This window comes from Chitinophagales bacterium, assembly GCA_013816805.1.
In the GTDB taxonomy this organism is placed as follows: domain Bacteria; phylum Bacteroidota; class Bacteroidia; order Chitinophagales; family UBA10324; genus MGR-bin340.
In genome coordinates this window covers 108935-131187 of sequence record JACDDS010000005.1, presented here as the reverse complement: position 1 = coordinate 131187, position 22253 = coordinate 108935, and the positions used below count along the sequence as shown (strand labels likewise).

The 22253-nt window shown below is 38.5% G+C and carries 16 protein-coding genes; 4 read left to right on the top strand and 12 right to left on the bottom strand.

What is annotated here, in order from left to right; translation table 11 throughout:
• Positions 1–92 precede the first annotated feature (92 nt).
• Positions 93–2147, top strand: a complete 2055-nt coding sequence (locus H0W62_05685; GenBank protein MBA3648031.1) for an aryl-sulfate sulfotransferase — start codon at positions 93–95, stop codon at positions 2145–2147.
• Here the strand turns inward: H0W62_05685 and H0W62_05680 are convergent, their stop codons facing one another.
• Complete coding sequence (locus H0W62_05680) at positions 2148–2891, bottom strand: NYN domain-containing protein (GenBank protein ID MBA3648030.1); 744 nt, start codon at positions 2889–2891, stop codon at positions 2148–2150.
• Between the two features lie 228 nt (positions 2892–3119).
• Between H0W62_05680 and H0W62_05675 the strand changes: the two genes are divergently transcribed.
• Complete coding sequence (locus H0W62_05675; GenBank protein ID MBA3648029.1) at positions 3120–4739, top strand: hypothetical protein; 1620 nt, start codon at positions 3120–3122, stop codon at positions 4737–4739.
• 283 nt (positions 4740–5022) lie between these two features.
• On the opposite strand, the gene H0W62_05670 is transcribed toward H0W62_05675, so the two are convergent.
• The 4 genes from H0W62_05670 to rfbC form a co-directional block, all read right to left on the bottom strand.
• Complete coding sequence (locus tag H0W62_05670) at positions 5023–6138, bottom strand: DUF1972 domain-containing protein (GenBank protein MBA3648028.1); 1116 nt, start codon at positions 6136–6138, stop codon at positions 5023–5025.
• Positions 6139–6164: 26 nt separating this feature from the next.
• A complete protein-coding gene (gene rfbD / locus H0W62_05665; protein MBA3648027.1) occupies positions 6165–7040 on the bottom strand; it encodes a dTDP-4-dehydrorhamnose reductase in 876 nt (291 codons plus the stop codon).
• A 109-nt stretch (positions 7041–7149) separates the two neighbouring features.
• A complete protein-coding gene (locus H0W62_05660; protein MBA3648026.1) occupies positions 7150–8103 on the bottom strand; it encodes an SDR family oxidoreductase in 954 nt (317 codons plus the stop codon).
• Positions 8104–8200: 97 nt separating this feature from the next.
• Positions 8201–8761 carry a dTDP-4-dehydrorhamnose 3,5-epimerase gene (gene rfbC, locus H0W62_05655; GenBank protein ID MBA3648025.1) on the bottom strand — a complete coding sequence of 187 codons (561 nt, stop codon included), beginning with the start codon at positions 8759–8761 and terminating at the stop codon, positions 8201–8203.
• A gap of 377 nt (positions 8762–9138) precedes the next feature.
• Here rfbC and H0W62_05650 point away from each other — a divergent pair, with 377 nt between their 5' ends.
• On the top strand, positions 9139–10761 hold the full coding sequence (locus H0W62_05650; GenBank protein MBA3648024.1) for a T9SS type A sorting domain-containing protein: 1623 nt from the start codon (positions 9139–9141) through the stop codon (positions 10759–10761).
• Between the two features lie 50 nt (positions 10762–10811).
• Here H0W62_05650 and trxB read toward each other — a convergent pair whose 3' ends face one another.
• The 7 genes from trxB to purL all read right to left on the bottom strand — a co-directional run bounded on the left by trxB (position 10812) and on the right by purL (position 20150).
• A complete protein-coding gene (gene trxB, locus H0W62_05645) occupies positions 10812–11753 on the bottom strand; it encodes a thioredoxin-disulfide reductase (GenBank protein ID MBA3648023.1) in 942 nt (313 codons plus the stop codon).
• Between the two features lie 123 nt (positions 11754–11876).
• Positions 11877–12791, bottom strand: a complete 915-nt coding sequence (locus H0W62_05640) for a DUF4249 domain-containing protein (GenBank protein MBA3648022.1) — start codon at positions 12789–12791, stop codon at positions 11877–11879.
• A gap of 34 nt (positions 12792–12825) precedes the next feature.
• On the bottom strand, positions 12826–15171 hold the full coding sequence (locus H0W62_05635) for a carboxypeptidase-like regulatory domain-containing protein (protein MBA3648021.1): 2346 nt from the start codon (positions 15169–15171) through the stop codon (positions 12826–12828).
• 106 nt (positions 15172–15277) lie between these two features.
• Positions 15278–16039 (bottom strand): menaquinone biosynthesis protein, encoded by a 762-nt coding sequence (locus H0W62_05630; protein ID MBA3648020.1) that lies wholly within the window; start codon positions 16037–16039, stop codon positions 15278–15280.
• Positions 16040–16648 carry a histidine phosphatase family protein gene (locus tag H0W62_05625; GenBank protein MBA3648019.1) on the bottom strand — a complete coding sequence of 203 codons (609 nt, stop codon included), beginning with the start codon at positions 16646–16648 and terminating at the stop codon, positions 16040–16042.
• A 41-nt stretch (positions 16649–16689) separates the two neighbouring features.
• Positions 16690–17877, bottom strand: coding sequence for a CofH family radical SAM protein (locus H0W62_05620; GenBank protein ID MBA3648018.1), 1188 nt, complete (start codon positions 17875–17877; stop codon positions 16690–16692).
• 44 nt (positions 17878–17921) lie between these two features.
• Complete coding sequence (purL, locus tag H0W62_05615) at positions 17922–20150, bottom strand: phosphoribosylformylglycinamidine synthase subunit PurL (GenBank protein MBA3648017.1); 2229 nt, start codon at positions 20148–20150, stop codon at positions 17922–17924.
• Positions 20151–20293: 143 nt separating this feature from the next.
• On the opposite strand from purL, the gene H0W62_05610 reads away from it, so the two are divergent.
• Positions 20294–22156: a S9 family peptidase gene (locus H0W62_05610; protein MBA3648016.1), complete on the top strand. Its 1863-nt coding sequence runs from the start codon at positions 20294–20296 to the stop codon at positions 22154–22156.
• The last annotated feature ends 97 nt before the right edge of the window (positions 22157–22253 follow it).

The window sequence follows — 22253 nt, the reverse complement described above, 5'->3', positions numbered from 1 at the left end:
AATGAAACTATTTGGACAAGAAATAATAGAACACTTCTGTAACGTCTCAATTCGAAAACTGAGCTAAATAAAATTGAAAAACCAAACTAGCAATGAAGTTATATTTTACAATTGTATTGATTTTTAATGTAATAATCACCCAGGCTCAAATGCAGTTTTTGTCTCCTGTCCCAGGCTCTTCCCTTCATAATCCATCGCGGAACATCGTCATCCGGCCCGGAGATTTAATTGATGTGCAATCTGTATTGCCTTCGTATTTTACCGTCAGCGGGTCTTTTAGCGGTAAGCATGACATTAATGCAGTATTAGCTCTCGATCAAAAAACAATAAATTTAAATCCGGTACAGCCTTTTGCATATGCTGAAACCGTGACTGTAAAAATGAAACCTGGTGTTCGCCAGCTGAATGGCAGTATTTATCCAGATTATTCATTCATTTTTTCTATACGTCCTGATTCTGCAAAGCTCATAGACTTTCCAGTTAACATAAAAGAAGATGAAAATTCAGCAACGCGTTCCATTTCTTCTGAAGAAGAGCATAAGGATCGCGGCTTAGGCACAGATTTCGACATTCTGGTAAATACAAATCCCGCACCGGGTCAGGTGTTTTTCAGCAATGATGCTTTTGACCAAAAGTTATGGATCATTCAAAGTAATGGTGATTCAGTTTTTCAAAGAAGTTCACCCGACGTGGGATGGGACTGGAAAGTGAATCACAATGGATACCTTACCGCTCATGATAGTGCAGGTACAGGGTTTTTCGATATGTTCGACTCTAACTATTTGAAGATCGATTCTTTTACTACCATTAATGGTTATAAAACAGGAAATCATGATTTTCAGATTTTTGCGGATGGTCATTATTTCATGCAGGCCACTGATCCCCAGCTTATGGATTTAACGGTGTATGATACTAGCTATCAATCCAATGCAACTGTAACTGGAAATGTAATCCAGGAGTTTGACTCTAACAAGAATCTCATTTTCGAATGGCGGACTTGGGATCATATGAGCATACTCGAAACAATAAATGAAAGCCTTGGTAATAAAAATGTACGGCCCTTTCACCTTAATTCAATAGATCAGGATACTGATGGTAATATAATTGTTTCCTGGCGTGCAATGGATCAGGTTGATAAAATTGACGTGAGTACCGGAGATTTTATATGGAGATTGGGAGGTTTATACAATGAGTTTACTTTTATAAATGATTCGTTAAAATTTAATACGCAACACGATGTGAGACGTATTCCTAATGGTCATATTACCATGTTTGATAATAATAATACCCTTATTCCAAATACCTCTTTTGCAAAAGAATATGCTCTTGATGAAGTAAATAAGACAGCAACTTTAGTCTGGTCTTACAAGCATCCGCCCATTGACGGAAACGAAATTTCAAGTAACGCCAAAGGAAATGTTCAGCGTTTAGAAAATGGAAATACATTAATTAACTGGGGATTGTTTAACAGCACTCATAACTTCCCGAATATTACTGAAGTGGATTCAAACAACAATATAGTATGGGAATTACGCTATCATGAAGCAGAAAATATATATCGCGCATTTCGCTTTTTATGGAATCCCTGTTCAAGGCCATCCTACTCAGCATTAAAAATTATTGATACTACTGCAATATCAGCTGTGGTTATTTGGAATCAGGCTACAAATGCTGTGAAATATAATATTCAATACCGTCCACAAGGTAGCACGGAGTGGATTTCTAAAATTGTAAGTGGTGAGCTGCTTATTGATACGCTAACAGGGTTGGTACCAAATACAGTATACGAGTGGCAAATTCAGTCATGGTGTGATGATTCAGGAATAAATCAATCGGGTTTTACAACTGTCCGTACTTTTTCTACTTTGCTGCCCACCGGTATAAAGGAAATTCCAACACAAGCGCTAAAGATATTTCCTAATCCCTCATCTGGTAGAATAAATATAGAATGGACGCCAAATACCAGGATTACAGAAAACGATAAAATTCAGATTCTAAATTTATTAGGACAGGAAGTAAAGAGTATAAAGGTGCCTCAGGCTAATAATCATATTACAACTGGTATTGAATCGTTGCCGGTTGGAATATATATGGTGCGTATTACATCAGGGTCTGAGATTATGGAAGGTCGATTGCTGAAAGAATAATTACCTTCTCTTTACAAGGTAAACTTTCATTCCGTTTACATTATTATTAATTACTTCAAATTCTTTCTTCAGCGAGCGGAATAGCTCTGCGAGCGATTTAAAACCGTAGGTGCGATGGTCAAAGCTTGAATCAAGCTTTCTTAGACCCAGACCGATCTCTGAAAGGTATGCCGTTTCATTATCCCCAACCACCATATTAAATGCTTTATTCAAGATATTCAGATCGAGCTTTGCAGCAGATTTATGCAATTCTTCTGCCTTTGTTTTTTGTTTTTCTTCGGGAAGCTTCACTTCCTCTTCTGCTGCAATCAGCGTTTCTACGAAAGTGAAATTATCGCATGAATGCACAAAGGCTTTAGGGGTTTTTTGCTCTCCTACTCCAAGCACAAAGGTTCCATCTTCACGTATTCTTTTAGAGAGTCCCGTATAATCACTATCACTTGAAACAATACAAAAGCCATCTACCAGCTTCCCGTGCAGTATATCCATGGCGTCAATAATGAGGGCGCTATCTGTTGAATTTTTTCCTGTTGTATATGAAAATTTTTGAATGGGGTTAATCGCATATTCATTGAGGATAATTTTCCATCCATTCATGTTTTGCTGAGTCCAGTCACCATACACACGACGGATGGTTACCTTGCCAAATTTTGATGCTTCTTCCAAAATAAGCCCAATCAATCTAGGCTGGGCATTATCGCCATCAATCAAAAGTGCCATCCTGGAAACATTAATATCCTGCATAATTAGCGTTGAGAGAAAAATGAAATATTAAAGGTAAAGTATCATATTTATTAGATGTTAAAAAGATGTTTTAATTACTTAAAAAAAGGAGCCGCTGTATTTTTCAAATTTAGATTACTGAATAACGCCAAGGCCATCGAGTTATATAATCTTCCCGATAAGTTGATAATGCGAATTATAAATAGATTTTTCTCCCGGTAATGCTTCAAATCATTTAATTTTTACATAATGAAAAAAGAAAATCTTGCTGTCTTTTTAATATTTCTGTGTATTGCACTTATCATTTTTTTTCCCACAAGGCAGGCAGGTTTTGTAACGGATTTTTATGGTTGGCAGGATAAATTTAACGACCAATCCATCTTCGGTTTCATTAATACTTTTGGCTGGCATGCCAATCAACAATTTTCAGTATTATTTTTTTATATCCTCTATTCACTTTTCGGAACGAGTGGTTTTGGATGGTATGCTTGCTTCTCGCTGCTTCATTCGCTGAATGCGTTTTTATTATTCCTCATTTTTAACCGCTTACTCCTAAGACTTGAAAGCCAACAATCAAAAAGTATAGCAGTTACCGGAGCATTGCTATTTCTGTTGTCACCGTATAATGCTGAAGTATTGGTATGGAAAGTCTGTCTGCTTTATTTGCTTTCATCATTTTTGATACTTATGATCCTATGGCAATTGCTGAATTTTCTCGAATCAAAGAATAAAAAATACGTATGGGTTATTTGTATTTTATTTTTTCTGGCCCTTTTTACTTTTGAGATATCGTTGGTTACTCCGGCATTAATCTTCATAATGATTCTGATTTGGAATCCGGCCTTCCTTAAAAATAAAAAATTACTGGGTCACGGAGCATCGCTAATCATTCCGTGTATTTTGCTAATAGCGCTTTATTTTTTAGCCAATAAAATGATATTAAACGAATGGATTGGTCACTACGGTGCTCCGGTTCATTTGAATTTTTCATATAAAGAGGTTATTTCAAAATATTTCAAATATTTTATTAAGTATCTGCTCTTTTTCAGATTCTGGAATTATACAATTCAAATGAAGGTATTTTCTTTTTTGGAAAGTAATGCCGGGATTGCATTTTTTGTCTCTTTAATTATTGGCCTAGGTATTTCAGGAATTCTTTTCTTTCGGCGATTACCCAATCGTATAAGATTGACTGCTTTATGCGCATCCATGTTTTTTATTTCACTCACTCCGGTTATTACGCTGTATATGGTTTCACTTTTATATGGCGAAAATGATCGCTATGGATATCTAGCATCTATGTTCTTCTGTATGATGCTTGTCTTAATATTTTCGTTTTTTAAGAGAAAAATATATTACGTTGCTTCAGCGGTTATGTTATCTATTTCATTGTATTTCCTGATACAGATCAATACGTATTGGGTTACAAATAACCAGATTTACTATAGTTTACTAAATGATTTCCGATGGTATGATAAGGCTGAAGTGATAGTTTTAAACATACCGGATAATTATCGCGGTCTTTATATGTATCGCATATACAACGAACCGTCCGCGCTAAAAGAGGGGCTGGAGTTGATAAGAAAAAAACCTTTTAAAGGGAAGATGGCTGATATTTCTGAATACAATATGATGACACACACTGATGGCGTACATGTAAAAGCAGATTCCGCGAACAACCTTACAGTCACATTCAATCAATGGGGCAACTGGTGGTGGCGGGAAGGAATTGGTGCGTCGGACTATCATACGGATTTTTATTCCGTACATTTTGATGGACAGTCGTACCACTTACATTTAAAGAATATTGATCCCAACCACGTGATCATTTACCAGGATGGGGATAAATGGAAGGAAGCGGGTATTTAATTAGATTGCTATATTAAATATAGTCCGGAACACTTCTGGAAGTCCAGCCTACAATGATATACTAAACCATCCTTCAATCTTCAGGCGGAATTTTTTTGAGCTGATAAAAGAGAAGCTGAGCAACCCTGCACTGCCAGAGAAGTAAACCAATACTTCTTACGGCTTCATCAGAAAACTACGGTATAAATTTTCAAAATAAATTTTCAAAGATTTCACGCATAAAAGCAAGTAAAAAATCAGGTTTAGATAATTGAATGTAGATAGAGAAAAAGCAATACCTATTTCAGGAATTATTTTTAGGATGTAATTTGCGGAAGACCTCTTCATATTCATCCGTAATGTGCTCCCAGGTATAACGCTCAGTAATTCTTGAGCGTGACTTATCACGATAGGATTGTGCGATGGTGTTGTCTGAGTCGATCCTGTTAATTTTTTCTGCAAGATCATTTTCATTTTTTTTCCAAAGAATTCCGTATTCACCATCTTTCAGAACCTCCCGGTTAAAAACCGTATCCATTGCCAATACACAATTTCCGTATGCAAGACCTTTTAACAGTGCGGGATTAGTTCCACCAAATTCATGGCCATGTGTGTAAGCATAAGCATTTGCATGAAGCTCTTTTATGAGGTTACTATCGTTGATGTGTCCTAAAAATTTTACACGTTTAGGATCAGCTATACTTCTTAGCTCTTCTTCAAATGGATTTTTATACACCGTACCTCCTGCAATGGCCAGCACGCGTTTTGAATCTGATTTCATGAAGGCTTTGACAATAATATCAGCGTTGTTATCAGGAACCAGACGTGATGCAATAAGATAATATTGAAAAGGCTCGAGACCAAACTTTCGGACAGCATCCGGATTGTCTGCATATTTAAGATCGGCACCATAAGCGATGTCGGTGGAGTTGCAATTAAATTCTTTTTTGTAATAATCCTGCATTCCTTTTGCATCGGTAATTACTACATTAAAAAATTTAGTGGCGCACCAGGCGCCGAAATAAAAATATTTTTTTCCGGCATTGCTCCATTTGGGTCGCATCCACTCCAGACCGTCTACATTAATGCAGTTTTTCTTTCCAAACATACTCAGCAATAATCCAAATGGCCCATTTGCAGCATTGCAGAATAACACCACATCTGTTCGGGAAAATATAACCTTCCACGTAGAAATAAAGGAGTGGGAAAATTGAGAAGTATTTTTTCCCTGCATGGAAGGAATATATAGAAGCTTAATGCCACGGTATTCTTCCTGGAATTCCGTAAACATATTTTTATGAGCATATACCGTTACCTCATGTCCACGCTTCACCAATCTCACCCCCAGTTCCTCTGCAAAGGCTTCATATCCGCTGTATCCTGAAGGTATTCCCCGAGTACCGAGTATAGCTATTTTCATAAGGAGTATTAAACCGGCATGAACAATTACTTGCTGAAAACAGGTTCCACGTAATTTTTTTTTAAGAATTCAGTGAGTGCTTCCTTCCATCCGGGCATCTGGTTTAATCCGATTCGCTGCAGATTATAATTGTCGAGCACAGAGTAAAATGGACGTTTTACTACTAACGGAAAATCTTTAACGCTCGCCTCATATAAGGGAGTTTTTAAATTAAGTGCATCAAAAATAGTTCGGGCAAATTCATACCAGGAAACTTCACCTTCACAGGTCATATGATATAAATTATAAGCTTCCGTTTCAATAAGTGATAAAGTGTTTTTTGCAATTTCTTTAGTAGGGGTAGGGGTTAACACCTCATCATTAACCACCCTCACTTCCGGTTTTTCTTTAGAAAGCTTTACCATAGTGGATATAAAATTTCCCCCTTTGGCACGGCAGGGTATTTTCCCATATATGCCAGAGACACGCACCACAAAATATTTAGTGCAATAATTCTGAATGAACTGTTCACCTGTATATTTAGTAACCGCATATACGCTTTGTGGAAATACGGGATCAGCTTCTGTATAAGGTTTCATTTTTCTTCCATCAAAAACATAATCAGTGGAGTATTGAACTAGTTTAAAATCCAGATCCTGAGAAGCTTTTGCAAGGTTTAAAGATCCGATTCCATTTATGCGAAAGGCTATATCCGGTTCCTGCTCACATTTTGGAACATTATGTGCCGCTGCAGTACATACTACTGCATCCGGTTTAATTTCACTTAAAACTTTTTTCACGTTATCTATTTCCCCTATTTCAATATCGTTATGAGTAAGAGGAATAACGTTATGTGCTATTGAAAATACTTCGCAAACATCTGTACCAAGTTGTCCGTTTGCACCGATCACTGCAACTTTCATATAATTATTGTGTCTGAATATTTGTATTCTTTGGCTTGTGAGTCCTTAATACCTGACGCTTATCAATAAATAGATGTATTTATCTATTCACAATTCAGGTGTTCCACTATCAGTAAAGTTTTTTGAAAACCTGGATGTTGTAATAATTCGGATTGTCAAAATCCTGAAACCTGGAATAATTTTCTACCAGTTCATCCAATATGGACTCAACTGAATGTGCAGGCTTAAAGCTCAATACGTTCATGGCTTTTTCACTGGTAACCTTATAGTTTCGAAAATCCTGGATGTTCTTTATATTCAACTTGATATTTTTGTTCATTTTCTTGTCTACTGCTTCTTTCGCATAATCCGCCACTTCACCAACCGTGTAATTTCCGGAGGCAATGTTAAAAATTCCTGAAATTTCCATGGCGGATTCCACGGCACGTATATATCCGTTTACAGCATCCTGGATTCCAAGAATCGGTCTCCAGATAGAGGGATTGTTAATTACTATTTCACCATTTAGTAATGCCGATTTAAACATGGTATTCACAATCAGGTCTAACCGCATTCTTGGGCTGTATCCGCTTACTGTTCCCTGCCGAAAGGCTATAACAGAAAAATCTTTATCAGCCATTGCCATTACAGCCTGTTCTCCCTGGAGTTTTGAAATTCCATATGGATAATTTGAAACGGCGGGTGAGGACTCATCATAAAGCTCATTTACCGTATAGCCATAAACAGAACATGAACCGGCATAAATAAAACGTTTTACGCCCATGCGTTTAGCAATGTAGGCCAGATAGGCAGGGGAGGAGGCATTAGAAATAAAATTTTGGGCAGGAGAAAATTCTGCCATTGGATCATTTGAAAGACCAGCCAGAAAAATTACCTGGTCATATCCCTCTACATCCTTTTCGGTAAGATCAAAAATATCCTTTTGCTGAACTTTAACTTCGGGAGGAAGATTATTTCCAAACCATAATAAATCGACCACGTCTACCTGGTAACCTCTGTCGAGTAGTTTGGGAATCAGTACTGAACCAATATATCCTGCTCCTCCGGCAATGAGTATTTTCATCTTAAGTTAAATGAGTTAATGTTATGGTTGATAGTGAAATTTATAGAAAAGCGATACCATTTTTTGATACACCTGGTTATCTTTGATGATTGTAAATTCAATATTTAAAAAAATCTGATTCCGGCCTTTCCAGCCATTCAGAAAAAAGCTGTGCTTTTTCATCCTTACCTGAAAGGATAGGAGTTTTTACAGGCCATTCAACACCGATTGCAGGATCATTCCACCTGATACCGCTTTCACCTTTGCCGCTATAAATACCGGTACAGATATACTGGATTTCTGCGTAGTCACTCAACACACAAAAGCCCCTCGCAAACCCCGCCGGAGCATATACCTGCAGCTTATTTTCGGCTGAAACTTCTCTGCCGTACCATTTGCCTAAAGAAGGTGAACCCTTCCTGATATCAACCGCAACCAAGAAAGCAGTTCCACTGGTAACCCGCATTAATTTTCCCATTGGGGGTTCCCATTGAAAGTGAAGCCCGCGTACTACATCTTTTACAGATCCCGAATGGTTATGCTGAACAAATTCAGTTGGCAATCCAAGCTCACTAAAAATATCTGTACGAAAAGCTTCTAAGAAAAATCCCCGATCATCCTGAAATACTTCTGGTTGCAGAACAACAAGGCCATTTAAATGGCTTGACTCAATATTCATCTTCATCCGTTAATAATTTTATCGGGGAATTTTAATGCGCGCAAAGATAGAAGAATATGTTAATTGCAATAGGCTCATTTGATACCTGCAATGCAGATAACTTAGTTATTCTCACTGCTGGCAACAAAAAGAAAAAGCTGTTAAAGTTTAATTAAGTTGTTACAGTTTAACTCATTATATTATCTATGATTAATATAAATAAGTTGGATAAATGATAATTATTGAATGATTTTTTGTTTTAAATGTTACGAAGTCCAGCGCATGTGATTATAATATTCATTACGCAAACAAATTGGTTACTCTGGCGAAATAAATTACCTTTGCAATCTATTGATGCAGAGAAATTAATTAATCTTTTCAAAGCTGCATACCACATTATGACCTACTTTATACCCCAGAAATCCTTTCCTTTTTATTTTCCGGTTAAGCAAAAATTTTTACTCATTTTATGGTTGATTGGAATTGTTCCATTTGCCAAAGGTCAAACTCCGGACTGGAGTACAGGCGTTGCAACTATTCTTTATGATAATTGCGTTACCTGCCATCATGAAGGCGGCATTGCTCCATTTTCGTTAATGACTTATCAAAATGCTGTGGATAATGCTTTTTCGATTCAGGCAGATGTTAACGCGAGAAAGATGCCACCGTGGCCACCAGACCCAAACTATACACATTTCCGTAATGAGATGGTATTATCTTCAAGTGAACTGGCTACTATAAATGAATGGGTTGATAATGGTACTCCTGAAGGGGATATTTCATTGGCTCCTGCTCCCCCGGTGTTTAACGGTGTTTCTGTGATGCAGGTGATTGATGACACACTTCAGTTTCCGGCGTATACGATTACTGTTCCGGGTGATGATTACCGTGCATTTGCAATCCATTCCAACTATACCGAAACAAGATATCTGAACCAAATTGAATTTTTGCCCAGCAATTCTGCTATTGTGCACCATCTTTTCTTGCTTCACGATAAGACAGATGTTTCATGGCAGCAGGAAGTAGCGGACACCGCTCCGGGTTTTTACGGTGGCTTTTTAGATGGTTTCAGCCCTTATGCAGTAATTGATGCCGGTTGGATTCCCGGCAGCAGCATCTTCAGCATGCCTTATAACATGGGAATTGAAATTGCCCCTGGCTCTGATTTTATTGTTAATGTACATTATGCTCCCGGCAGTTTGGGACAAGCAGATAGTATTAAAGTACATTTAAAATGGTGTGATATTCCTGAAGATCAGGTGCGGAAAGTTCGTAATAACAGATTACTGCACTGGCACGTACCCTCTTTATTGAACCCTCCTTTTGAGATGCCACCTTATACGATTACCACCTTTTATGAAACCTCTGCTGTAATGGATGAAGATCAGTCTCTGATTGCACTTCAACCACATATGCACCTGATTGGTAAATCTTTTGAAATTTATATGGTAGATGCCAATCTGGATACTACAAAGATTATGTACATCCCACAATGGAACTTTAACTGGCAGATGAGTTACTTTTTACCGAAAATTATGAAGGTACCTGTTGGTTCGAAAATTCTGGGAACTGGCGTATATGATAATACTGAGAATAATCCTTTTAATCCCAGCAATCCTCCTCAATGGGTTTATGCAGGTGAAAGTACTTTGGATGAAATGATGTCCTGTCGGTTTTGGCTGATGGATTATATGCCGGGTGATGAAAATATAGTTTTAGATTCTTCCTATGCAACAGGCACCGGTATTCCGGATTTTGACAGAAATAAGTTGTCATTAACGGTATTTCCTAATCCTGTCACAGATCAGCTGCAATTTATGGCATGGCTTCCTCAGCATGAAGTGATTTGGACATTATCTAATTCGCTTGGAACTGTTATAAAATCAGTAAAGCAGAGCAGAATTGCCAATGGTGATTACGCCCAGGAAATAGATTTGTCGAAATATCCTGCTGGCGTTTATTTGTTATCCGTTCAATCAGGGAATGAAAAAACTACCAGCAAAGTGATGGTAATGCATTGATACCGGATTTCTTTTTCCTGCAATCTTATTATTATAACCAATAGAGGTGCTTAATGCACTTTTATTGTCGTTAAATATCTTTCTGCATCCAGTGCTGCCATACACCCCGATCCTGCAGCAGTTACTGCCTGCCTGTAGTTTCTGTCCTGAACATCGCCGGCGGCAAATACTCCGGCTACGTTGGTTTGGGTGCATCCTGGGATGGTCTTAATATATCCTTGTTCATCTGTTTCTATCCATTCTTTGAAAGCCTGTGAATTGGGATGATGACCAATAGCTACAAAAAATCCTTTGACAGGTATATCCGTTAATTCTCCTGAAACCTTGTTTTTCACTCTTACTCCCTCCACTGTTTTATCACCTAATACCTCCTCTGTTTCAGAATTTAAATACAGTTTTATATTAGGTGCCTTCATAACACGGTGCTGCATAATAGCGGAGGCTCTCATTTTATGACCACGCACGATCATATGAACCATGGGAGAAAGGTTGGAAAGATATAATGCTTCTTCAGCTGCTGTATCTCCTGCACCTACGATTGCCAGTTCCTGGCCGCGATAAAAAAAACCATCACAAACTGCGCATGCAGAAACTCCGCTTCCGTTTAATCTTTGCTCTGAGGGTAAACCCAGCCATTTTGCGGAAGCCCCGGTAGCAATAATCAGGGAATGCGTACGGATCTCCTCCCCACTATCCAAAAACAATTTATGAACCGGACCTGTCAGGTCGGTTTTACTTACGTGTCCGTAGCGTATATCCGTACCCATCCGTTCAGATTGCTTACGAAAGTCTTCCATCATTTCCGGTCCTTTTATTCCCTGGTGATAACCCGGATAATTTTCAACATCGGTAGTTAGCATAAGTTGCCCACCGGGTTCAATGCCCTGAAAAAGCACTGGAAAAAGATTTGCACGGGCGGCGTAAATAGCCGCGGTATATCCGGCGGGACCCGAGCCCACTATAACACATTTATGAATTTTTGAATTAGTCATCAGAAATTACTCACTTGTTATTTGAACTCTAAAATTTATTGTTAATGCTTGTATGACAATAATGGACTAATAATAGTTCTTTTCTGTCTCCTGATGATTTTCGCTATTGTGAAGACAGGTTTACTATTTAGGAACCATAATTGTTTTGTAAGAAGGAGCATAACCACCCCAAATACCTAATCCTCCATTGATGTTACTCTGTATATCAATAGGTGAAGCAAACGGGCTTTCCTGGCCTCCCAGTTCAAATTCAAGTGTTCTCCAGAAATCAAAATGCGGTTTATCTATCTGGCACCATTTTACGGTGATGGTATCACCTTTTCTAAATTGAAAATAGCCAGGATAAAAGGTAGTTGTATCGGTTCTGCTTACTCCTTTATCAAGCGGAAAATCAAAGGTGGTACCGTTGATCACTGCATCCTCAAATACAGAATTTAATCCCGGATAAAATGGATTTGAATTTTCTTTCGTAAAATAACGTACGTACTGACCTGATTGGGGTGCATCTGTATAACGGCACACCAGGCGAACAAATGTATCATTACCGGGAATAACGCCGGTTTCATACCATATGGAATCAAGAGGCTTACTGTACGGTATTGTAGTTACTGACGTTAATGTTTTTCCTTCTGCCTGAATAGAAAGCGAATACGTTTTCCCTTCTTCTCCTGAGATGCCGAGTCCTACATATGCAGAAACAGAAATATTTCCGGTATCAATGCTTAATTCAGGAAGCTGAAAAGTGTCAGTACCATCCGAAATTTTTACAATGGCGTTGTGAACAAAAAACTTATTTATAGAATCAAGATAAAAAACAGAGTAATAATCTGAGCTGCGTGTAAGGATAATGTAAGGTGGCTGACCGGTCTCAATATGACCTTCTACAATGAACTGCTGTACGGAAGGAGGAAGATCAATAGTTATATTTTTCTTGCATGAACTGAATATCAATATGAATAAAAGCAGTGATAAAACAGACCGGGAAACTTGTTCAGAATAATTTCTTACTGTTGTTGAAATCTTATGTTTATTAATCACTATTCCTCTGATATTTGTGTAAAACTTACTTTTTTTAAAACTTAAAGTTCCAGGTTACTGAAGGAATAATAGGAAATAAACTCACTTGTTTAGCCTGCACCTCCACTTTAGGATCCTGCAAAAAAACCCCTGAATATTCATTGTAAATAAAATATGGATTTTTCCTGTTATAAAGATTATATATTGAAAAACTCCAGCCGGACTGAAATTTTTCCCGTTTTTTTCCTTCGTAATTCGCAGATACATCCAGCCGGTTGTACGATGCCAAACGGTATGAATTAGTAGTTCCATACTGGGTGATTACATTCCCCTCAATGAAATATTTTGATTCAGGAAGGGTATAAGCAATGCCTGTAGAATATATAAATTCTGCCCCCAGGGACCATTTTTCATTGAGCTGATAGCTCCCTGCTATGGATAGATTATGGCGCCTGTCATAACGGTAAGGGAAGGAATTACCGTGATTCAAATCCGGAAACTTCCTGTTGGTATAAGAGAGGGTATAGCTTATCCAACCGGTGAGCAATCCGGACTTTTTGTTAATGTAAAACTCAGCGCCATAAGAATCTCCTTTTCCAAATATAAAATTCTCTTCCAGTTCCTCATTGGGAGTTGGTGTGTAGCCTTCCCTGAATTCAATTTGGTTTTGCAATTTCTTATAGTAGATTTCGATCGAGGTCTCAAAAATATTCTCTTTAAAATTCCGGAAATATCCGAGTGAATACTGGTAACCTTTCTGAGGTTTCACCACCAAAGAGCTTGGCACCCAGATATCTGTGGGGAGCGTAGTTCCATTGTTGCTTACCAGATGAATATATTGATTTGTAATGGTGAATGATCCCTTTATGGATGAAGTATTACCAATGAAATACCTTGCAAGCAATCTTGGCTCGAGCCCTGTGTATGTGGATACATGCTCACCGGAGCGGTAAACCGTGCTATCAATTGGTGCAAGTGTAAAAGGATCAAAGGTGCGCAGGATATATGGACCTACCTGGTTAAAAAGAGAGAAGCGCAATCCACCGCTTAATTGAAATTTGTCTGAAATATCCCATTCATCCTGCAAATAAATTGCACCCTCGTGGGCAAATTTCTTCAATATGCCGGTCGGGTCAAAGTGGGTTTCGCCGCTTTTACCTGAAATGCTTTGAGGCTGAAAAATATGATAGATATAATTGGCCCCGTACTGCACGTGATGCTTTACAGACGGGAAATAATCGAAATCCATTTTTGCATTAAAATCATGTATGCCGGAAAAGAGGTCAAACTCAAAAACATTTTGATTCGCCTTTAGCTGAAAATTATAGGCGTTATAAATAGCAGAGGCATTCATAAAAAGCTTATTGCTAAAAAGGTGGTTCCACCTCAGCGTGGTCGTTGCATTTCCCCATGGAATACTAAGGTCTATCTGATTATTGTGATAGGAAAAAACATCCCGTCCAAAATAGCCGCTCAGGAATAAACGGTCTTTGTCTGAAAACCTGTAATTAATCTTGGCATTTAAATCGTAGAAAAAGTATCCTGATCCCTTTACTTCAGGATTCAGAAAAGGTTTTACGAGCACATCGAAATAAGTTCTTCGTCCCGACACCATGAAAGAACATTTATTTTTTGCAACAGGACCTTCCAGTGTTAGTCGTGAGGAAATGATACCTATTCCACCTGTACCGTGAAAGTTTTGATTATTTCCCTCCTTCATTGAAATATCAAGAACGGATGAGATTCGTCCGCCATACATTGCAGGCATTCCTTCTTTGTAAAGGGTTGCATTCAATATGGCATCAGAATTAAAGACTGAAAAGAATCCAAAGAGATGTGAAGCGTTATAAACCGTTGCTTCATCAAGCAGCAGCAGGTTTTGATCGGCTCCTCCTCCGCGCACATAGAAACCGGTTGTGCCTTCATTCCCGCTTTGTACGCCTGGAAGCAGCTGGATGGTTTTTAAAATATCCTGTTCCCCGAAGATTACAGGCAAGTCTCTTATTTTATCCATTTGCAAATCAAATTTTCCCATCTGGGCACTTCTGACATTGGCATCTTTAGTATCCGTTGCAGAAACAATTACTTCTTCGATTTGCTTCATTTCCACTTCCAGGTTAACATTAACGCGTTCATCAGCGTGAAGGAAAACAGTAGTATCAAAAGTGGAGTATCCGAGATAAGAAAAAGTAAGGGTATAGTCTCCTTCAGGAAGCGTTATTGAATAAAATCCGTAATTGTTTGTAGCAGTACCGGTTGTGGTGGTTTTAATTCCTGCTATGGTTCCAATCATATTTTCACCACTGGCTGCATCTTTTACGTAACCGCTTATTGTAAATTTTTGCTGTGCTGACATTTTTATTTGTGAAAGCAAGATAAAAGCTAATATTAAAATTATCATAGATCTTACTTTCATTGATTCCTGTGATTTATTCATAAGGGACGACAGCCAGCAAAATATGTTATATGTGCAATCATTTTATAATTTCCAGATTGCTTCTATAGATCTATACCGTAACCCCGGGTTTTTCTTTTATGAAAAAGAGAAATTTTTTAAGCGCTTCCTGCTTACCCGCATCCAGGTTGAATTGAATATTTTTTGTGAAATACTCATATATATTCAAACCCGGGAAATTTAAAGCTTCAAGCTCTGCCACTTCAGAAATATGATCTATTCCAAATTGTAAAGCCTCATTAAATTCATTTATAAATCCGGATGGTAATTCTTTATTCATTATCCAGCATGCAAATACAAAGGGCAAGCCCGTATATTGCTTCCATGCCTCTCCCAGATCATATGAATACTGAAATTTATTTTTTGCATACAATGCACGATCTCCAATGATCAATCCTGCGCGATTATTTGCAATCAATTTTTCATATCCCGGAAAAGTAGTTAGTGGTATGGGTTGTATTCCCCAATAATTCCGCACTAGAATTTTTGCCAATTCGGTAGATGTGCGGGATTGATAATCCAGAAATATTTCATTTACTTCCCAAATAGGGACTTCACTGTAAATAGAAACTGACGATACAGCGCCATTACATCCTATACAATAATCTGATATAATTTTTGCAGAACCTATTTCAGGAATTACTGCAACCGGAACTAATCCAAGATCTGCATTACCTTTTATCAGCTCCTCGGCAATACGCGAAGGATGGTCAATAATAAGTTCCACCTCTTTTACCAATGGTGAATGCCGGATGCCGAAGAGAAAGGGTTTAGTATTTAAGTAGGAAACAGCAGCAACCTTAATTTTCGCCATTTAATGAAGATGATCTGTATTATTAAAAAGATCGATGGTAAAACGTCCCTCATCATAGTTTAGTTTATACAAAGAAAGATTCTGATGCGGAAACTCATCCATGCGATTCAAGCTCTCACCTAGTAAAGTAGAAAGGAACATGCGCATTGCTCTACCGTGAATACAAACAAGGGCTTTTTCAGGGGGTTGATTCACCATATAATTGATAAAATTCAATTGCCGGATTTGAACTTGTATTGGACTTTCTCCATTTTCGGCATGCTCATAAAATTTTCCTTCCTTCCATTTTAAAAGCAGGCTGTTATATAAATTTTTAAATTCCGAAGTCATTTTTTGACCTTCAAAAACACCCCAGCTTATTTCATCAAGATCCGAGTGTTTCTCAAAAGGAATTCCCAGTTGTATAAAAGGATTTACTGTTTCTATCGAGCGCTTTAATGAAGACACATAAATGATATCAAAGTTTTCATTTCTGTAACGATCAAAAAAGAGAGATGCCTGCTTTCGCCCGATTTCATTAAGCGGTGGATCTACGCCGCGACCCTGCACCACTCCAAGTTTATTTAAGTCTGTTTCTCCATGGCGGATAATAAAAAGCTGTTTTTTCAAATCAATTATATATACGTAATTATAGAGTGAATTGGAAGCAATTAATTTTGCATAAGAGGAAATTCATAAAGACCAGCTTTTTGCTCTTCAAATTTCACATCACTGTAATCCTGAATCACATTGTATAAAGTATCACGCTCTACCGGTTGACGGTTAACCTGTTTTATCAATTCCACAATATCTTTAGTTGTCATCACCGGATGTGCATCTTCTGCTCCTGCCATGGAATAAATTTTAGTGGAATCATCAATGGTTCCATCTACATCATCCACTCCGAAATTCAAAAGCAACTGTGTGGTGGACTTTCCGATCATGGGCCAATAGGCTTTGATGTGCGGAAAATTATCCAGGAAGATTCTTGACATAGCATAGCACCTCATATCCTCAACTACGGTTGATTCTGTTATACCGGCCATCTCATTATTTTTATTCCTGAATTTTAACGGTATAAATGTGTTAAACCCATGTGTTTTATCCTGTAATTCCCGCAGGCGATCCATATGGTCAATCCGATGAAGGTAATTTTCAACATGCCCGTATAGCATGGTTGCATTCGAATGCATGCCGAGCAAATGGGCTGCTTCGTGAATCCCGAGCCATTCCCCGGCGGTAGCTTTGTCTTTACAAATCAGGTTTCTTATTTCTTCATCAAAAATTTCTGCTCCACCTCCGGGAATAGAGTCCATTCCGCTGTCTTTTAAAATCTTTAACCCTTCCGAATAACTTACTCTTGCTTTGCGAAACATATATTCAAGCTCCACGGCGGTAAAGGCTTTTATATGAATATCAGGCCGTATCGCTTTGATTTTTTTTATCAGGGAGGCAAAGAAATTTAAACTCATTTTTGGATGCACGCCACCAACAATATGCACTTCGGTAACCGGAATGCCATGGTAACTTTTTACCCTGTCAAGTATCTGCTGCTCGGTAAGTTCCCACGCATCTTCTGCAGGCTGGAATGATCTGGAGTAGGAACAAAATTTACAATCAAAGACACATTTATTAGTGGGCTCAATATGAAAATTACGATTGAAGTAGGTTTTATCTCCGTGCTTTTTTTCACGGATAAAATTTGCAAGAGAACCTAACAGTCCCAGATCTGCTTTATACAATATAGCAGCTTCAGAGGTAGAGATTCTTCGCGAGCTTACTATTTTATCGATAATGGTTTTTAAATCATCTGATTGCAAAGAATCGCGCAACATTTGAATAACCTCTATATTATTCATTATTTAAATTTCTACTATAAACACAAAAAAAGAATTGTGGTTTATTATTGAACGGCGTGAATCATTACTTTTCCAATAGCATTATCAAAAACTTCCTTCCACTCTCTTATTTCTCCCCATTCCTGTTCATCAACCACCAGTAATGAGTCGAGTACTTCCCCCAGGGCACAAAATTCTACTTCCTCATTTATCATCTGGTTAATAAATAAATCTTCTTTCTCCGGAGAAACGGATACTACAATCCGGCTTTGGCTTTCACCGAACAGAAATGCATCTTTACGAATGAGCTGGTTGGTGGTAATGTCAAAGCCCAATTCATTTACCATGGCGGACTCCAGCAAGGTTACAAACAATCCGCCGTCTGAGACATCGTGAGCCGATTCAATTAACCGTTTCTCAATTAATTTTTTTACCGCCGACTGAACTTTATATTCTTCTTCAAGATGAAAATGAGGAACGGTGGAAAAGGAAATATTACAGATGTTCGTCAAATATTCGGAACACCCTATATCGTTGCGTGATTCACCCACCAGGTAAATTAAATCACCTGCTTTTTTAAAGTTAAGTGTCATCCGGTTAGAAATCTGTTCGAGAACCCCCAGCATTCCTATTACCGGGGTAGGAAATACCGGGCCATCATAAGACTGGTTGTAGAAGCTTACATTACCACCGGTTACGGGAGTTTGAAAAATATTACAGGCTTCACTTATTCCCTTGATGGAATTTATAAATTGCCAATAGACTTCAGGATTATATGGATTTCCGAAGTTCAGACAATTGGTAATGGCTACCGGAATTCCACCCGAACAAATAATGTTTCTGGCTGCTTCACTCACGGCAATTGCTGCTCCTGTAAATGGGTCAGCAAAAACGTATCGTGAATTACAATCTACCTTAACTGCAATTGCCTTATTGGTTTCTTTCACTCTTATTATAGCAGCATCGGACGGTGCATTGGTTGACATTGTATTGATTCCCACAGTTGAATCGTACTGTTGTGTAACCCATTTTTTAGAAGCCAAATTCGGTAAAGCAATTAGTTTCAAGGCAGTACTCCGTAAATCATCCGGTACCTCAATTTCATTTGGATTGAAGCTGTATATCTGTTTCAGATATTCGGGTTCCGTGTAATCTCTGTCATAAATTGGTGCCCCTCCACCGAGTACAAGTGATTCTGCAGGTACTTCCGCAACTAACTCGTCGTACATATAATATTCTAAACTGTTTCCGTTTGTTACTTCTCCAATTTGTATACAGTTTAAATCCCATTTTTCAAACACCTTTAAAATCTGGCTCTCCTTTCCTTTTTGAACTACCAGCAGCATTCTTTCCTGCGATTCTGATAATAAAATTTCAAACGGTTTCATATTCAATTGGCGGGCAGGAACTTTTTCCAGCCATACTTTCATTCCATGCTTTCCCTTGGCCGACATTTCAGAGGTAGAACAAATTATGCCAGCAGCGCCCATATCCTGCATACCGATAATCGCTCCGGTTTCAATTGCTTCAAGTGAAGCTTCCAGTAACAATTTTTCTTGGAACGGATCGCCAACCTGAACGCTTGGTAGATCTTCATGGGAACTGTCAGTGATATTTTGTGATGCAAAGCTGGCGCCATGAATACCATCTTTACCGGTGGCTGATCCCACAATAAATACAGGGTTTCCGGTGCCATAGGAAATCGCTGAAACAGTACTTCCAATTTTCACAATCCCAACGCTCATAGCATTCACAAGGGGATTGGTATTATAGCACTCATCAAAAAAAACTTCTCCGGCAACGGTTGGCACACCAAACGCATTTCCATAATCCCCAATTCCTTTTACAATACCGCGAAGAAGATGCTGTGTTTTCCCTTCGTGCAAAGTCCCGAAGCGTAATGAATTCAAGGCAGCTACAGGCCTGGCCCCCATAGTAAATATATCACGGTGAATTCCACCTACCCCTGTTGCTGCGCCCTGATAAGGCTCTATGGCGGAAGGATGATTGTGTGATTCTATTTTAAATGCACAAGCTAGGCCATCGCCTATATCAACCAGACCAGCATTTTCTTCTCCTGCTTTTGCCAATATCCGCAGTCCTTCACGCGGCAATGTTTTCAGCCACTTTATAGAATTTTTATAAGAACAATGTTCACTCCACATTACAGAAAAAATACTTAGCTCTGTAAAATTTGGGTCGCGACCCAGAATAGTTTTAATTTGTTCGTATTCTTCAGGAATCAAGCCCAGCTCTATTGCTGTTTCAGCTGTGATATCCGGTGCATTAACCATACTATAAGTCAGGATTTTATTACAAAGTTAGGCAGAGAACATTAAATCGAATTTGCAAGATGTAAACAACGGTTTCCGCTAAATGAAACTTTTTACTTTAGCGGCTTTATGTCGCCCTTATTCAATTAACTCACAGTTTTTTTATGTTACACAATCTATCCTATACCTCAACAGAGCGCTATTCTATTCCTTTAGAAAATTTTTTTCGGAATCCTGAAAAAACGCGCTTTCAAATTTCGCCAGATGGTGCTTATCTATCGTTTATGGCGCCGTGGAAAAACAGGTTAAACCTCTTTACACGCAAGGTGGAAAGTGGCGAAGAGTGGCAGGTAACCCATGAAACAGAGAGAAGTATAGCGGGATATTTTTGGGGCAATAACAACCGGCTTGTTTTTTTAAAAGATAATGGCGGCGACGAAAATTATCATTTGTATTCTGTATCTGTTTTGGGCAAAGAGGAACGTGAGCTTACGCCTTTTGAGGGCATCAGGGTAGAGATTATAGATGACCTGGAAGAGAATGAAGAAGAAGTAATTATTGGGATGAATAAAAGAAATCCAGAAATTTTTGATGCTTTTCGCTTAAACATACATACCGGAGAATACCATCTTGAAGCTGAAAATCCTGGTAATGTTACAGGTTGGATGACCGATCATAATGGTGAGATAAGAATAGCCCTTGCAACGGATGGTGTGAATCAGAGTATTCTTTACAGGGAAACCAATACCACTCCTTTCCGGATATTAATTACCACTCACTTCCGGGAAACACTGGAGCCGCTTTTTTTCACTTTCGATAATAAGGGTTTGTATGCGTTGTCAAACTTAGGTCGTGATAAAGCAGCAATTGTATTATTTGATCTTGATGAAGGAGTTGAAAAGAAAGTTTTATTCAGGCACGATGAAGTCGATCTGAGCGGGCTTACATATTCCAGGAAAAGAATGGTACTCACAAGCTATTCTTTTGTGGACTGGAAGCATTCTGAAATATTTCTTGATCACGCCATTGAAGCCATACATAAGCGAATTGAGAAAGACATTCCGGACGATGAAATAATGCTCACTTCTCAAAATAAGGAAGAGACACGTTTCCTTGTTCGTACCCACAGTGATCGGACTTTAGGAGCTTACTACCTGTATGATGTGCCTACTGATAAATTAGAATTGCTGGCTGAAGTAAGTCCGTGGCTGAGAAAGGATGAACTTTCAGTAATGCAGCCTGTTTCATTTACCTCAGGGGACCGCTTGACCATACATGGCTATCTGACTTTGCCTCTGGAATCCGAAGAAAATATTGATGCTGGCTATCATAAAAATTTGCCGGTAATTATTAATCCCCACGGTGGCCCGTGGGTAAGAGACCGGTGGGGGTTTAATCCTGAAGTGCAGTTTCTTGCTAATCGCGGTTATGCTGTTTTGCAGATAAACTATCGCGGGTCCACCGGATACGGAAGAAAATTTTGGGAAGCATCCTTTAAAGAATGGGGAAAGAAAATGCAGGATGATCTAACAGATGGTGTAAAGTGGATTATTGAACAGGGGATAGCCGATGCAAAACGTATAGCTATATATGGAGGAAGCTATGGTGGTTATGCAACGCTGGCCGGCTTAGCTTTTACACCGGATTTATATGCGTGTGGAATTGATTATGTAGGTGTATCCAATCTGTTTACGTTTATGAATACCATTCCTCCCTATTGGAAGCCGTATCTTGAAATGATGTATGAAATGGTAGGAAATCCTGTAACAGAGCAAGAGCTTCTTCATTCCTCATCTCCCGTTTTTCACGTAGAAAAAATTAAAGCGCCTTTGCTGGTAGCACAGGGTAAAAACGACCCACGGGTAAACATTAATGAATCTAATCAAATTGTAGAAGCTTTGCGGAAAAAAGGTGTGGAGGTAGAATATCTGGTGAAGGAAAATGAGGGTCACGGTTTTCATAATGAGGAAAACCGTTTTGACTTTTACAGAGCAATGGAGCAATTTCTATCCGAGCACCTTAAATAATCTTTGCTAAGAAAGTAATTGCAAATAGAATTACTGGAAACTTATCAGTAATAAGAAAAGAAAAACATCATTGCAGGCAGTTGCAAAACATTTTTTA